Consider the following 16996-nt stretch of genomic DNA (forward strand, 5'->3'; position numbering starts at 1 on the left):
TCTGTGTGGACACTACTCGAGAATGCTACCCTTATATTGTAAGGAGGTGATCCAACCGCAGGTTCCCCTACGGTTACCTTGTTACGACTTCACCCCAGTCATGAATCACAAAGTGGTAGGCGCCCTCTCGAAAGTTAAGCTACCTACTTCTTTTGCAAGTCACTCCCATGGTGTGACGGGCGGTGTGTACAAGGCCCGGGAACGTATTCACCGTGGCATTCTAATCCACGATTACTAGCGATTCCGACTTCACGGAGTCGAGTTGCAGACTCCGATCCGGACTACGACGCACTTTGTGAGGTCCGCTTGCTCTCGCGAGGTAGCTTCTCTTTGTATGCACCATTGTAGCACGTGTGTAGCCCTAACCATAAGGGCCATGATGACTTGACGTCATCCCCACCTTCCTCCGGTTTATCACCGGCAGTCTCCTTTGAGTTCCCGACCGAATCGATGGCAAAAAAGGATAAGGGTTGCGCTCGTTGCGGGACTTAACCCAACATTTCACAACACGAGCTGACGACAGCCATGCAGCACCTGTCTCGTGGTTCCCTAAGGCACTTTTATATTTCTATAAAATCCCACGGATGTCAAGGTTAGGTAAGGTTTTTCGCGTTGCATCGAATTAAACCACATGCTCCACCGCTTGTGCGGGCCCCCGTCAATTCATTTGAGTTTTAACCTTGCGGCCGTACTCCCCAGGCGGTCGACTTAACGCGTTAGCTACGGAAGCCACTCCACTAGGGAACAACCTCCAAGTCGACATTGTTTACGGCATGGACTACCAGGGTATCTAATCCTGTTTGCTCCCCACGCTTTCGCACATGAGCGTCAGTTTTCGTCCAGGGGGACGCCTTCGCCATCGGTATTCCTCCAGATCTCTACGCATTTCACCGCTACACCTAGAATTCTACCCCCCTCTACGAAACTCCAGTCTACCAGTTTCGAATGCAGTTCCTAGGTTAAGCCCAGGGATTTCACATCCGACTTGATAGTCCGCCTGCGTGCCCTTTACGCCCAGTAATTCCGATTAACGCTCGCACCCTCCGTATTACCGCGGCTGCTGGCACGGAGTTAGCCGGTGCTTCTTTTGCGGGTAACGTCAATGAAAGAAAGGTTTTAACCTTCTCAATTTCTTTCCCGCTGAAAGTACTTTACAACCCGAAGGCCTTCTTCATACACACGGCATGGCTGCATCAGGCTTTCGCCCATTGTGCAATATTCCCCACTGCTGCCTCCCGCAGGAGTCTGGACCGTGTCTCAGTTCCAGTGTGGCTGGTCATCCTCTCAGACCAGCTAGGGATCGTGGCCTGGGTGAGCCATTACCTCACCCACAAGCTAATCCCGTCTGGGCACATCCGATGGTGTGAGGTCCGAAGATCCCCCACTTTGGTCCATAGACTTTATGCGGTATTAGCTACCGTTTCCAGTAGTTATCCCCCTCCATCGGGTAGTTTCCCGGATATTACTCACCCGTTCGCCACTCGTCGGCAAAGAAGCAAGCTTCTTTCCGCTACCGTTCGACTTGCATGTGTTAGGCCTGCCGCCAGCGTTCAATCTGAGCCATGATCAAACTCTTCAATTAAAAGTTCGATTTTACTGCAAAAAATACAGCAATATATGTCTTAAGTGTAAGACATCATAATGAATTATGCGTTCACTCTTAAGATTCTATATATTTTACATATATCAATGCTGATAGCAATCTTTTGAGTGTCCACACAGATTATCTGATAAATTGTTAAAGAGCTACATAGTTTTCAAAGATTTCAAATTCTTTCTGCTATGAATTTTCATTCTATACTGTTCTTCTTAAAAGTCAACCTCTTTTTAAAAATTTTTCTATTATATTATATATAAAAAAACCCCTTGCTTTAAACAAGGGGTTTTTATCAAAAAACGACATTACATCATGCCGCCCATTCCACCACCCATACCATTACTGGCATTTACATCTGGGGTATCATTTTTAGGTAAATCTGTGACCATGCATTCAGTTGTAATCATAAGACCAGCTACAGACGCTGCGTACTGCAAAGCAGAACGAGTTACTTTAGTTGGGTCAAGAATACCAAAATCAATCATATTCCCGTATTCTTCAGTTTGAGCGTTATAACCATAGTTCCCTGAGCCTGCTTTAACTGTATTTGTCACTACAGAGGCTTCCGCGCCCGCATTAGAGACAATTTGACGCATTGGGGACTCCATTGCACGTAAAGCTACTTTAATGCCAACATTTTGATCTTCGTTTTGACCGCGTAAATTCGCAAGCAATGATGCAACACGTACTAAAGCTACACCACCACCAGCTACTACACCCTCATCTACCGCAGCACGAGTAGCATTTAAAGCATCTTCTACTCGCGCTTTTTTCTCTTTCATTTCAACTTCCGTTGCTGCACCGACTTTTACTACAGCAACCCCACCAGCAAGCTTAGCGACACGTTCTTGTAGTTTTTCACGATCATAATCTGAAGTAGCTTCTTCTATCTGCTGGCGAATTTGAGTTACACGACCAGAAATAGAATTTTCTTTGCCGCTACCATCGATAATAGTTGTAGTGTCCTTGCTAACTACTACACGTTTTGCTTGCCCCATATCTTCTAAAGATGCTTTTTCCAATTCCATACCAATTTCTTCTGAAATAACAGTACCACCAGTTAATACCGCTATATCTTGTAACATTGCTTTGCGTCGGTCGCCGAAACCTGGTGCTTTAACTGCAGCTACTTTTACGATACCACGCATAGTATTCACTACTAAAGTAGCTAACGCCTCACCTTCAACATCTTCTGCGATAATTAATAATGATTTACCAGATTTAGCAACTGCTTCTAACGTTGGTAAAAGTTCACGAATGTTGGATAATTTTTTATCTACAAGAAGGATAAATGGAGATTCTAATTCTACCGAACCAGTGTCTGGTTTATTAATGAAATATGGGGATAAATAGCCACGATCAAATTGCATTCCTTCAACCACGTCTAGCTCATCATTTAAACTAGTTCCTTCTTCAACGCTAATAACACCTTCTTTCCCAACTCTTTCCATTGCCTGTGCGATAAGCTCACCAACAGTTTCATCAGCATTAGCAGAAATAGTTCCTACTTGAGCGATGCCCTTATAGTCACTACACGGTACAGATAATTTTTTAAGTTCCTCTACCGCTGCAATAACTGCTTTATCAATACCACGTTTTAAGTCCATTGGATTCATGCTAGCGGCAACTGCTTTTAAACCCTCATTTACAATAGACTGAGCTAATACAGTGGCAGTAGTAGTACCATCTCCAGCGGCTTCATTAGCTTTAGAGGCTACTTCTTTTACCATCTGGGCGCCCATATTTTCGAACTTATCTTCTAGTTCTATTTCACGAGCTACAGTGACACCATCTTTAGTAATATTTGGTGATCCAAAAGATTTATCAAGAATGACGTTACGTCCCTTTGGTCCTAAAGTCACTTTTACTGCATCAGCTAATATATTCACTCCACACAGCATTTTCGCGCGAGCATCATTTCCAAATTTTACATCTTTAGCTGCCATTATGTATTTTCCTTATCTTCGTTAGTGTGCATTCAACTCTATACATTTATAGATATGCTATACATTTATAGATATGCTTTATCCTTCAACAACCGCTAGAATGTCACTTTCTGAAAGAATCAAAAATTCTTCATTATCGATTTTTTCAGTTTTAACCCCATACCCCTCGTTAAAGATCACTATATCATTTACTTTTACATCCATAGGCTTAACATTACCATTTTCTAATACGCGACCATTGCCAACCGCCATCACTTCACCACGAGTGGATTTTCCTGCCGCCGATCCAGTCAACACAATACCACCAGATGATTTAGATTCAGCTTCTGCACGCTTAACAATGACACGATCATGTAACGGACGAATTTTCATTCTTAATCTCTCCTGTGAACAACCTTAATTTGAATGTCAGATAAAAACCGACTACTAAAATAGACCTCTATGAATTAGTATATGCGGTTATACTTGCAACCTTTCAAGGGGGGTAAGGTTTTTTTTTCATTATACTCTACGTCTAGCGACATCCAAAAACATATAATATCAATATAAGATGTTTTCTGCTTAGAGAAGAAAAGTAACACGCAGAGATTCATCATAAGATTGCATATAAACTTCACATGATCTTTGGATTCTATTATTATAGCCTTATGTTATCATTTAGTCATATAGTTTCATTGTATGACAAATAAATGTAGCTCAGTTATCAAGATCAGTTATCATAAAAATCTTAAAGACTATGATAGTATACTATTTGTAGTGTTACATTACAAAATACAATTTGTATGATTCAGCGCTTATTAAGCTAATAAGCTTGAATAGATTTCTATAATTCTATATCACTGTTTCTATTTATTTACTGTTACTATTTAATATAATTAAATCCCATCACACTAACTGTTTAAGCTAAACCATATAACATTATAAAGCTACACTACATAGTATATAAAGTATATGACACGCTATAATATATAACATTTATAGATATTGATGCATAGAACGATAGAGATGAGAGCTAGATCTTATGACATATAAGATCATAAAAATTAGAGAAAAGACAAAAGAACAAAAACAAAACTTACAGCATAGATGAAGATGAAATATCGTATAGACCTAACTTTAGAGATAATAATATTATACTATAATACGTATCTTTCAATATTTAAAGATCTTAGCATAATCACAAATTTATAATGATTTTTACGTTTCTTCTGTTAACAAGCTGTAATATATGCACGTGACGTGATACGCATCCAATATTCATGTAAAGTGATATGCTTTGAGTATACTTTTAATTTAAAGTGACATGCTTTCTCTAGAGATGAGCCCAGCCTGGAATATATTCTATCCCAATAAAATTCAGAATATAGAGTATGCCAATTACTATCATGACAGAAAAATCAAGACCACTAGTAGGCGGCACTACACGACGAATAGGAATCATAAGTGGCTCAGTTAATTGTAAAAGTATTTCGTCTACCGCATTACTTCCTTGATTCACCCAACTTGTTAAAGATCGCCCAATTATCACCCAGAAAACCAGAACACCAAAAGATTTCAGTAAGATCACCAATCCTAAGTAAAATAAAATTAAATCAAAATGCACTAATTTAAGCATGATGGGGACCATGAGTACACTAATAACATAAGATATAAACACAGAGACTATATCCCATGGACCGTTATATTTAAGTATACGTCGGAACGGATTAACAATCGGGTAAGTGATTTTCATAATTAATTGTACAAACGAGTTATAAAAGTCACATCGCGATAACTGCATCCAAGTATGTAGTAATAATATTTTAATATAAAGCGTCATTATAGTAGTTACTAGAAAAATCAAGGCTAGCATGGAGCTCCTCAGCTATATATAGTACATGTATTAATCATAACGCATATCTTAATGAATAAAGATTTCACTTCAGTATTAAATTATGAAATTATTAAATTATTAAACTCAACACATATTGAAGTCACCATAAATTATATAAAAGCACGCGCCTAGCTTACCCTCTTGTACCAAAAATAGCAGTACCCACACGAACCATGGTACTACCTACTATAATAGCAGAATCTATATCACTGCTCGTGCCAAGAGATAAAGTATCGACACTCGGATAAGTATCTTTCAGTTGTTGAAACACTTCTGCCATCTTATGATACGCGACAAGTTGGCGCTCGTTACTATGATGTAAAATAGGCATGGCCATTATTCCTCGTAATATTAGGCACGGTAAAACACTGATTGCTTGCGCTAAATTTGGGAGTTCCTTTAATAAAATTCCTGATTTTTGCTCTTCATTGCTAATATTGATCTGAATTAATACATTTAATGGATTAGGCATGCCTGACCGTTGAAAATTTAATCTATGGGCTAAGTGTAAAGAATTTACGGTATGACACCAATCAAAATACTTTGCGACAAGTCGACTCTTATTAGATTGCAGTGATCCAATAAAATGCCAAACCAATTTTACATCAGACAATAATTTAATTTTGCTTATTCCTTCCTGTACATAGTTTTCAGCAAAAAAATTCTGTCCAACACTGACTGCTTGTTCTATCTCTCTCACAGTTTTCTTTTTACTCACTGCAAGTAAAGTAATCTCTTTTGGGTCACGACCACATCTTAATGCTGTCATCGTGATTTTCTGATGTATATTCTGTAGGTTTGTTTTAATCATTACATATTACCCACTCATAACCCAATACTACTATGCCATTACAATATGTAATCCACGGCATATCAAGCTATTTAATGCATCTGTAGAATATTCTTTCAAGTATGAAAGGCTCTTGTATATCGTTATTACACCTAATGCAACCATTTTATGCAAAAACTATATCATTTTATTCTTATAAAAATACAAGATAGATGTCATTCCGGTAGTAAAAAGAGTGGTCCTATTGAAAAACTTGGGATTGCATAATCACTAGGATAGTCTACTGATACTAAATATAATCCTTTTGCAGATGCAATAGCAGGCGCTAATTTACGATCTTTAGCTAATAATAGATCATGGATCCAATCTTCAGTCTGATGACCATAACCCACCTCTATCAAACTACCAACAATATTACGCACCATATGATACAAAAAGGCATTCGCCTTAATATCAATAAGTACGTATAAGTCATGTCGAGTCACATGAAGATGTATAACCTGTCTGATAGGGGATTGCGATTGACATTGGCTTGCTCGAAAAGAAGTGAAATTATTTTCACCTATCAGATATGCTCCAGCACGCTGCATTTTATTGGTATCTAGGATGATAGGACAATGCATGACACCATTAGCAAAGATAGCAGGGCGATGGTGCGGTTGATTATAAATCACATAACGATAGCGTCGAAAAAGAGCGCTAAATCGAGCATGAAATATATCCGGTACAACTTTAGCCCAACGTACAGCGATATCTTCTGGCAGGAAAGCGTTCACACCTCGTACCCAAGCACTATCCTTACGGCGAGAAACAGTCTGGAAATGAACAACCTGTCCGGTGGCATGTACTCCAGAGTCAGTGCGTCCTGCGCACACTACACTGACTGCATGATCAGCCACTTTTGCCAATGCCTGTTCTAATTTCTCTTGTACACTATGTACCTCCCTCTGTCTTTGCCAACCACAATAATGAGTGCCATCATATTCTATACCAAGTGCTATTTTTAAAGTCAATATTAAACATATCCTCCAATACACACGTTACTTCAACAGATGAACAAAGCACCTAAGGCTGTTTACAGTGTAAACACATAGAAAATATCTCTATATTATCAATCAATGTATATTATTTTTGAACCTGTGAGCTAAATGGACGCTGCGCATAACCAGTATAAAGTTGGCGCGGGCGAGCAATTTTAATCCCATTATCATACATTTCTTTCCAGTGTGCTATCCAGCCAACAGTGCGTGCCATAGCGAAAATCACTGTAAACATAGATAAAGGAATACCCATTGCTTTAAGAATAATTCCTGAATAGAAGTCAACGTTAGGATAAAGTTTTCGTTCAATAAAATAGGGATCATGTAATGCGATATATTCTAATTTCATCGCTACTTCCATTAAATCTTTTCTGAGATCTAGTTCTCTCAGCACTGCATGACAAGTGTCTCGCATCACACGGGCACGAGGATCATAATTTTTATACACTCTGTGACCAAATCCCATCAAACGAAACGGATCATTCTTATCCTTAGCACGTTGTAAGAACTCAGGAATATGATCTACAGTGCTAATCTCTTCTAACATACGCAAACAAGCTTCATTTGCTCCACCATGTGCCGGCCCCCATAGCGAAGCGATACCTGCTGCAATACACGCGAAAGGATTGGCACCGGATGAGCCGGCAGTACGCACGGTGGAAGTAGATGCATTCTGCTCGTGATCAGCATGTAAAATAAGAATACGATCCATGGCTTGCTCAACAACAGGGTTGATGATGTATTCTTCGCACGGTGTAGAAAACATCATATGCAAAAGATTACCTGCGTATGAAAGGTCATTGCGAGGATATACAAATGGCTGACCTATAGAATATTTATAGCACATCGCAGCCATGGTGGGCATTTTGGCTAACAAACGGATGGCAGTAACTTCACGATGCCATTCAATATTTACATCCATTGCATCATGGTAAAATGCAGCTAGCGCTCCAGTAATTCCACACATGACTGCCATTGGGTGAGAATCACGACGAAAACCACGAAATAAATGATGAATCTGTTCATGTAACATAGTATGGCGAGTTATAGCAAGGCGAAAATCTTTGAACTGTTCCCTATTGGGTGGCTCTCCATGTAAAAGAATATAACAGACTTCTAAATAATTTGAATACAATGCTAACTGGTCAATCGGAAATCCCCGATGTAACAGAATTCCTTTATCGCCATCAATAAAAGTAATTTTAGATTGACATGATGCGGTAGAGGTAAAGCCAGGGTCAAAAGTAAAATATCCGTGGGAACCAAGAGTGCGAATATCAATTTCCTCACACCCTAAAGTCCCTGTTAAAACATCTAGCTCAATTGGGGATCTTCCCTCAACAGTCATCGTTGCCTTTTTTCCAGTCATTCCTCATCCTCCGTCATCTCACTTAATCCTATATATCTGAAATCCTATTTATAGTTGCTAGCACTGTACCGTGTTAACGGTATAATCTATTGAACACTAATACAAAAATTTATCATCTACACCGTTATTCATGATGAAAAATAAATTGAAAATAATCATACTATATCATAGTATAATAAGTAGATAGCCTTCGAAATTAATTTTAATTTTAATGATTGATAGAATTGATAGAATCACGGTCATGATATTTCGATGAAAATATCGCATGCTAAGAAAAACAGTTGCATCAAAAAACCGCTTGCTAACTCAAGAATCCACTTTAATTTAAAAACAAATAAAATCTGAAGTAAACTAGGTATTAAATTACACGGACATCTTGCTTGTAATAAAATTTAAGATAACATGACATAAAATCATTAGTAAAATAATTTAATTAAAAATTATCTTCTTTTTTGTGAAAGCATGGTAAATATTATTATACCGTACTATAAGCTGAGTCTGCATCAATACGACAAACTTTAATGGAAATATCGTGAAAAAAAAAAGACCAATTAATTTAGATCTTTCTACAATACACTTTCCTTTAACTGCCATTGCGTCTATTCTTCATCGCATATCCGGTGTAATCATATTTTTATCGATTGGAGTAATACTATGGTTGTTAGATTTATCTCTCTCCTCTCCTAAAGGATTCCTTCGAGCATCCTTGATGATGGATAATTTTGTCTTTAAATTTTTTATGTGGGGGGTTTTAAGCACACTATCATACCATATTGTTAGTGGTATTCGACATATGATGATGGACTTTAATCTACTTGGAGTCACCCTGCAAGTAGGAAAATTCTCTGCACAAATATCATTTTTTATTGCCATGGTGCTTTCAATTTTATCTGGAGTTCTTATATGGTAAACAATGCTTCTGCATTGGGGCGTCACGGTTTGCATGACTGGTTACTAGTACGTGCCACAGCGATTATTATAACCTTCTACGTTTTCTATATCCTCGTTATGATGACAATATCAGACACTATTACCTATAGTTCTTGGTGTAGATTTTTTCACTTACCACTTACTAAAGTTTTCACGTGCCTCACACTATTTTCTATACTGATACATGGCTGGATTGGAATGTGGCAAGTATTAACTGACTATATAAAATCATTGGCAATGCGTATGCTGCTACAGCTAGCAATCATCGTAGTGCTATTTGTATATGCTATTTATGGTACCCTCGTTGTCTGGAGTACGTAATGAAGTTATCAGTAATAGAATTTGACGCCATTGTTATTGGTGCAGGCGGTGCAGGTATGCGCGCAGCATTACAGATTACCCAATCGGGCCACAATTGCGCTCTGTTATCTAAAGTATTTCCAACCCGCTCGCACACAGTGTCCGCACAAGGCGGAATTACAGTGGCATTGGGTAATGCGCATAGAGATAACTGGGAGTGGCACATGTATGATACTATAAAAGGTTCTGATTATATCGGTGATCAACGTGCTATTGAATACATGTGTAAAACTGGGCCACAGGCCATTCTAGAATTAGAACATATGGGTTTGCCATTTTCAAGATTAGAAGATGGGCGCATTTATCAACGTCCTTTTGGTGGGCAATCAACAAACTTTGGCGAAAAACAAGCGGCGCGCACCGCCGCTGCTGCTGATCGGACAGGTCACGCACTTCTGCATACGCTTTATCAACAAAACTTAAAAAATAACACTACTATTTTTGCAGAATGGTATGCACTCGATTTAGTGAAAAATGCTCATGGAGCCATTGTTGGTTGTACTGCTTTAAATATCGAAAATAGTGAAGTGGTATACTTTAAAGCCAATGCAACAATACTAGCTACTGGAGGAGCCGGACGGATTTATGAATCCACCACTAATGCCTATATTAATACCGGTGATGGCATTGGAATGGCACTTCGTGCAGGTGTGCCCGTACAAGATATGGAAATGTGGCAATTTCACCCAACAGGAATTGCTGGAGTGGGTGTCTTAATAACAGAAGGTTGCCGCGGGGAGGGAGGTTATTTATTAAACAAACATGGCGAAAGATTCATGGAACGTTATGCACCAAAAGCTAAAGACCTCGCCAGTCGTGATGTAGTCGCACGTTCAATTATGATTGAAATTCGTGAGAACCGCGGATACGAGGGACCTTTTGGTCCGCATGCAAAATTAAAACTAGATCACCTAGGAAAAGAAGTGCTAGAATCACGCCTCCCTGGTATTCTTGAGATGTCACGTACCTTTGCCCATATTGATCCAGTTAAAGACCCCATTCCAGTCATCCCAACCTGCCATTATATGATGGGGGGGATTCCCACTAAAATTACAGGTCAAGTATTAACTGTGAATGAACAAGGGAAAGATATGATCATTCCTGGACTATTTGCTGTAGGAGAAACCGCTTGCGTATCAGTGCATGGAGCGAATCGCCTAGGGGGGAATTCTCTACTTGACCTGATCGTCTTTGGAAGAGCTGTGGGTTTATGTATGCAGAAATCTATGCAAGAACAAGGGGTTTTATTAGAAGCTACAGAAGAAGAAATTCAGCATTCCCTAGTACGTCTAGAACGTTGGAACAACAACAATACAGGCGAAGACCCAGTAGCATTACGTAAAGCTTTACAACACTGCATGCAAAAAAATTTCTCGGTATTTCGAGAGGGGTTGGAGATGCAAAGAGGAATAGCTGAATTACAAGATCTCCGTAAACGTCTACAAAAGGCACGACTTGATGACCGATCTGATGACTTTAATACTCAACGCATTGAATGCCTAGAACTGGATAATTTGATGGAAACCGCTTATGTTACGGCTTTAGCAGCCCATTACCGTACAGAAAGCCGCGGAGCGCACAGTCGTTATGATTATCCTGTGCGTGATGATCATAACTGGCTATGCCATACTTTGTATTTACCACAACGTCAATGTATGACTCGTCGAAACGTTAACATGCAACCAGTATTACGTCCAGCCTTTGCGCCTCAAGAGCGTTCGTATTAAATAAGTCGTTGGAGGAAAGCATCTACACATGAAACTGGAATTTTCTATCTATCGTTACAATCCAGAACTGGATGGTCATCCATACATGCAAGATTATTTTTTAGAATTAGAAGATAATCAAGATCTCATGTTATTAGATGCACTCATTCGTTTAAAAGAACATGACCCTACACTAACATTTAGACGCTCCTGTCGTGAAGGAGTATGCGGTTCTGATGGACTAAATATCAACGGCAAAAACGGATTAGCGTGTATCACCCCCATTTCCGCACTAGGCGGCGGGAAAAAGATCATTATTCTTCGACCGCTACCATTATTGCCTGTCATTCGTGACCTCGTAGTAGACATGAAGCCGTTCTATGAACAATATGCCAAAGTCAAGCCGTACTTACTACACAATACCCAAGTTTTCTCGACAAGAGAAAATCTACAAAATCAAGAGCAACGCGCACGACTAGATGGACTCTATGAATGCATACTCTGTGCATGTTGCTCTACAGCATGCCCTTCTTTTTGGTGGAACCCAGATAAGTTTATAGGTCCAGCCGGTCTGTTAGCCGCTTATCGTTTTCTTGTTGATAATCGTGATACTGCAACAGATTGGCGATTAGATCATCTTAATGATGCCTTTAGTGTCTTTCGCTGTCATAGCATTATGAATTGTACAAGCGTATGCCCAAAAGGACTCAACCCTACACGCGCAATTGGTGAGATTAAATTAATGCTGCTACATCGAGGCGCTTAGTTTATATATAAACATATGATCATAAGTTTGCAACACCTAACTCTTTCTCATGATCTGCTTTTATACTCTTTAGTAGTCATAGGATTTGAGAGTAAATCATAGAGCAATAAATAAAAGATTGAAAACTTTATGTTTCTTATTAACTTGATATACATATATCAATATTTTTATTAACTATGCGAACTATATTAAAAACACATAAACACCATAAGATAAAAAGATAAATATAGTGTGCCGTAATGAAGCAAGGTTATACAAGAAATTATAGTCACCTTCTAATGATTGATTACTATGTGCACATACACCAATTATTCCAAAGGAATTACAATGCAGAATAACGATATAAAACCCTGGTTGGGCTTTTCTTGGTTAGCCGCTGCAAACCAATCTTATATAGAGTGTATCTACGATGATTTTTTAAAAGATCCTCATTCTGTTACACCAGATTGGCGTATTATTTTTCGTAAAATGTTTCATGTTATAGATGTACCTCAATCACTTAATATCACTCTGAATCATGAAGATGATATCAATCACTCTAAAAAATATGACGAAGTCATGAAGGTATCTTGCCTCATCAATGCCTTTCGTTGTTTAGGTCATCAACAAGCGTGTTTAGACCCTCTAAAGCTTCAAGAAAAACAAGAGGTAGAGGAACTTAGTATTGAATACTATGGTCTAAATACGGATAATTTTCAAGATAGTTTTAGAGTCGATGCATGGGCAACTGAAAAAAAAAACATGAAGCTTATTGATATTTACTCCAAATTCAAAAGTATCTACTGTGGCTCCATTGGAGCAGAGTATATGCATATCACGTCTCAAAAAGAAAAACAATGGATACAAAACAAATTAGAAATAGTCAATCGTAACGCCTTTTTTTCTGTTGAGAAAAAAAAAGATTTTCTTAAGATGCTTACCGCTGCAGAAGGCTTAGAACGATATCTAGGCTCACAATTTCCAGGTGCGAAACGTTTTTCACTAGAAGGAGGGGATGCGTTAATATTAATACTGAACGAAATGATACGACATTCTAGCATGAATGGGACACGTCAAGCAGTTATCGGTATGGCGCATCGTGGTCGTCTTAATGTGCTCGTCAATGTATTGGGAAAAAAAACACAAGATGTATTGCATGAATTTTCTGGTCAGCCCCCCGTACACCTAGTAAGAAGTGGTGATGTAAAGTACCACTTAGGTTTTTCTTCTGATATTAAAACTGAAGGGGGTGTGGTGCATTTAGCACTAGCTTATAACCCTTCGCATTTAGAAATTATTAACCCAGTAGTAATGGGTTCTGCAAGAGCTCGAATAGATTGTTTGCCTGATAAAAATAGCAATGAAATTTTGCCGATTACCATTCACGGAGATGCAGCAATTATTGGACAAGGGGTCATACAAGAAACTTTAAATCTATCAAAAGTACGTGGCTATGAAGTGGGTGGTACAATACGTATTGTAATTAACAACCAGATTGGTTTTACCACATCCAACCCTCAAGATTCTCGATCGACACAGTACTGTACTGATATCGGTAAAATGATTGCGGCACCTATTTTCCACGTAACAGCAGATGATCCAGAAGCAGTAGCTTTTATTACCTATCTAGCATTAGATTTTCGTCGTATATTTAAAAAAGATGTATTTATTGATCTTGTTTGCTACCGTCGTCATGGCCATAATGAAGCTGATGAACCTAGTGTCACTCAGCCATTGATGTATCAAGCAATTCAAAAACATCCAACAATACGAGAAATATATGCAAAAAAACTACAGGCTGAAAAGATTATCAACCAAGAGGATGCCCTTAAAATGGTTAATGCATACCGTGATACAATAGATGCAGGTGGACATGCAACACCTATTGCACATCCTGTATGGCATCCTATGGAATATTATTCCTGTACGGAGGTACCGTCACATCTGCGCACCCATCCTATTCAATATATAGATAAAAAAAATATCAAACTAAATGAGTTACAAAAACTTGCTACCCATATTAGTAATATTCCAGATACAGTAATAATGCAATCACGTGTAAAAAAAATATATGACGATCGCTCTCAAATGGCTATTGGAAACAAATTATTCGATTGGGGGGCAGCGGAAATACTTGCATATGCTACTCTTTTAGATCAAGGTATTTCGTGTCGTCTCTCTGGTGAGGATATAGGGCGTGGGACATTCTTTCATCGACACGCTATAATTTACAACCAAAAAGATGGATCTGCATATGTTCCATTACAACATATTAACAATAATCAAGGTAAGTTCAGTGTATGGGATTCCGTGCTATCAGAAGAGGCAGTGCTAGCCTTTGAGTATGGTTATGCTATGACAGCACCTAGAACATTAACAATATGGGAGGCGCAATTTGGTGATTTTGCTAATGGGGCGCAAGTTGTCATTGATCAATTTATTAGCACTAGTGAACAAAAATGGGGGTGTGTATGCGGATTAGTTATGTTTTTACCACACGGATATGAAGGGCAAGGACCAGAGCACTCCTCTGCTCGTATAGAGCGATACCTGCAACTTTGCGAAGAAGAAAACATGCAAATCTGCATGCTTTCAACACCCGCACAACTATATCATATACTACGACATCATGCATCACAGATAATACGTCGTCCTTTGATAATCATGTCACCTAAATCACTGTTACGTCATCCGCAAGCGGTCTCTTCATTAGAAGATCTATCCAATGGTCAATTCCAATTAGTAATTGGTGAGATTGATACACTTTGTGCTAAATCAATACAACGCGTTATACTATGCTCAGGAAAGGTGTATTATGATCTTCTTACTCAACGTCGCCAAAATAATCAAAATAATATTGCTATTCTTCGTATAGAACAATTATATCCGTTTCCCTATGCAGAACTAAAAAAAATTTTACAACCTTATTCCCATGTGAATGATTTTATCTGGTGCCAAGAAGAGCCACGCAACCAAGGTGCATGGTGTAGTATAAATCAAAATGCTTGTCGATCCATTCTCCCTGCGGGCGCTTCATTAAATTATTCTGGACGTCCAGCAGCCTCAACACCGGCAGTAGGTTATTTATCCATTCATCATCAGCAACAATATAAGTTAATTAATGATGCCCTCACTATTTAATAATGATTACACAGGAGGTACAAAATGAACACGATAGATATTATCGTGCCAGACTTACCGGAATCTGTAACAGATGCTACGGTAAGTGTATGGCATAAAAATATTGGCGACACAGTACAGCGTGATGAAGTACTTGTAGATATTGAAACTGACAAGGTGGTTTTAGAAATTCCTGCCTCTGCTGATGGAATATTAGAAAATATATTAGAACAAGAAGGTGTGACTGTAATATCTCGTCAAATTTTAGGGCATTTAACGTTAAAGGATCATAATAGTTCTTTGGTTGCCCCTCACATTCCTGAAAAAATTCCTACAATTACAGAACAGATCGTTATTTCTTCTAATGAAAAACCCTTTTCTTTTCTAAGTCCGGCAAAACGTCGTTTAATGTCTGAAAATAACACCAAACAAGAAGAACTGAGCGAGGAGGGCATCAACAGAAACTCTCTACCAAAAGCAAACTATATTGAAAATACAATACCTCAGTCTGTAAAGACACAAGACCATATAAGATGTGAACAAGAATCACATATATCCTTCGTTGAATCACGTAGCGAAAAGCGTATACCTATGACTCGCTTACGAACACGCATGGTAGAACGATTACTACATATGAAACATACCACTGCTATGTTGACTACATTTAACGAAGTTAATATGCAACCTATTATGACTCTGCGCACAGAATATGGCGAATCATTTGAAAAACGTCATGGTATACGTTTAGGTTTTATGTCTTTTTATATTAAAGCTGCAATCAATGCGTTAAAGCGTTATCCGGAAATTAATGCATCTATTGATGGTGCGGAAATAGTCTATCACAGTTATTTTGATATTAGTATTGCTGTCTCTACACCACGAGGTTTAGTAACGCCCGTACTGAAAAATGTTGATACTTTAAGTATGTCTGAAATAGAAAAGCAAATTACGTTACTTGCAACAAAGAGTCGAAATAACAAACTCACTGTAGAAGAGCTTACTGGCGGTACGTTTACCATTACTAATGGTGGAGTTTTTGGCTCACTTATGTCTACACCGCTACTGAACCCACCACAAAGCGCCATTCTTGGTATACATTCTATTAAAGAACGCCCTGTAGCACTTAGTGGAAAAGTAGTTATCTTACCTATGATGTATCTTGCACTTTCTTATGATCATCGATTAATTGATGGACGTGAGTCAGTAGGTTTCCTAGTAACGATAAAAGAATTCTTAGAAGATCCAACACGTCTATTACTAGATGTATAACCTCAAAAATACTCTCAACATGAGCGGAGCGGTAGGTAATGTATGTAAATAGTACTAATATTCTTACAAAGAATGATACGCATCACTTGATGATAAGATCAGGTATATTTTTTCCTAGTATTCTTTTTATGCATACTTTTATTGCTAATTGTTTTTCCGGCACATAAAGCATCAATCTTGTTATATACATCTTTTGTCAAAAATTTTCTTAAAAATAGAATATGTTTGTATTATACTGAATATATGAGAAA

General features: G+C 38.4%; 12 protein-coding genes and 1 rRNA gene. 6 read left to right on the forward strand and 7 right to left on the reverse strand.

Annotation, left to right across the window (positions count from 1 at the left end; translation table 11 throughout):
• Window positions 1-39 precede the first annotated feature (39 nt).
• From ERCILAFE3058_RS03330 to ERCILAFE3058_RS03360, 7 genes are all read right to left on the reverse strand, one after another.
• Window positions 40-1582: ribosomal RNA gene (locus tag ERCILAFE3058_RS03330) — 16S ribosomal RNA — on the reverse strand.
• A gap of 320 nt (window positions 1583-1902) precedes the next feature.
• Entirely contained in the window at window positions 1903-3543 is a 1641-nt protein-coding gene (gene groL / locus ERCILAFE3058_RS03335; RefSeq protein WP_157990011.1) for a chaperonin GroEL, read from the reverse strand.
• 78 nt (window positions 3544-3621) lie between these two features.
• Complete coding sequence (locus ERCILAFE3058_RS03340; RefSeq protein ID WP_157990012.1) at window positions 3622-3915, reverse strand: co-chaperone GroES; 294 nt, start codon at window positions 3913-3915, stop codon at window positions 3622-3624.
• Between the two features lie 940 nt (window positions 3916-4855).
• A complete protein-coding gene (locus tag ERCILAFE3058_RS03345) occupies window positions 4856-5395 on the reverse strand; it encodes a YggT family protein (protein WP_157990013.1) in 540 nt (179 codons plus the stop codon).
• A 154-nt stretch (window positions 5396-5549) separates the two neighbouring features.
• Complete coding sequence (locus ERCILAFE3058_RS03350; RefSeq protein ID WP_157990014.1) at window positions 5550-6227, reverse strand: YggS family pyridoxal phosphate-dependent enzyme; 678 nt, start codon at window positions 6225-6227, stop codon at window positions 5550-5552.
• A 194-nt stretch (window positions 6228-6421) separates the two neighbouring features.
• Complete coding sequence (gene truA, locus ERCILAFE3058_RS03355) at window positions 6422-7219, reverse strand: tRNA pseudouridine(38-40) synthase TruA (RefSeq protein ID WP_232037580.1); 798 nt, start codon at window positions 7217-7219, stop codon at window positions 6422-6424.
• A 112-nt stretch (window positions 7220-7331) separates the two neighbouring features.
• Window positions 7332-8615: a citrate synthase gene (locus ERCILAFE3058_RS03360; RefSeq protein ID WP_157990015.1), complete on the reverse strand. Its 1284-nt coding sequence runs from the start codon at window positions 8613-8615 to the stop codon at window positions 7332-7334.
• 529 nt (window positions 8616-9144) lie between these two features.
• Here ERCILAFE3058_RS03360 and sdhC point away from each other — a divergent pair.
• The 6 genes from sdhC (at window position 9145) to sucB (ending at window position 16745) form a co-directional block, all read left to right on the forward strand.
• The gene (sdhC, locus tag ERCILAFE3058_RS03365; protein ID WP_157990088.1) at window positions 9145-9525 is read left to right on the forward strand and encodes a succinate dehydrogenase cytochrome b556 subunit; all 381 of its coding nucleotides are present in this window, start codon (window positions 9145-9147) and stop codon (window positions 9523-9525) included.
• Window positions 9519-9866 carry a succinate dehydrogenase, hydrophobic membrane anchor protein gene (gene sdhD / locus ERCILAFE3058_RS03370; protein ID WP_157990016.1) on the forward strand — a complete coding sequence of 116 codons (348 nt, stop codon included), beginning with the start codon at window positions 9519-9521 and terminating at the stop codon, window positions 9864-9866. Before sdhC ends, sdhD begins: the two co-directional genes overlap by 7 nt.
• Window positions 9866-11632, forward strand: a complete 1767-nt coding sequence (gene sdhA / locus ERCILAFE3058_RS03375) for a succinate dehydrogenase flavoprotein subunit (protein ID WP_157990017.1) — start codon at window positions 9866-9868, stop codon at window positions 11630-11632. Before sdhD ends, sdhA begins: the two co-directional genes overlap by 1 nt.
• Before the next feature lie 28 nt (window positions 11633-11660).
• Window positions 11661-12377, forward strand: coding sequence for a succinate dehydrogenase iron-sulfur subunit (locus tag ERCILAFE3058_RS03380; protein WP_157990018.1), 717 nt, complete (start codon window positions 11661-11663; stop codon window positions 12375-12377).
• 327 nt (window positions 12378-12704) lie between these two features.
• A complete protein-coding gene (locus ERCILAFE3058_RS03385) occupies window positions 12705-15497 on the forward strand; it encodes a 2-oxoglutarate dehydrogenase E1 component (protein WP_157990019.1) in 2793 nt (930 codons plus the stop codon).
• A gap of 24 nt (window positions 15498-15521) precedes the next feature.
• On the forward strand, window positions 15522-16745 hold the full coding sequence (gene sucB, locus ERCILAFE3058_RS03390) for a dihydrolipoyllysine-residue succinyltransferase (protein ID WP_157990020.1): 1224 nt from the start codon (window positions 15522-15524) through the stop codon (window positions 16743-16745).
• The last annotated feature ends 251 nt before the right edge of the window (window positions 16746-16996 follow it).

The sequence above is a fragment of the Candidatus Erwinia haradaeae genome (assembly GCF_900698955.1).
Classification (GTDB): domain Bacteria; phylum Pseudomonadota; class Gammaproteobacteria; order Enterobacterales; family Enterobacteriaceae; genus Erwinia_E; species Erwinia_E haradaeae_G.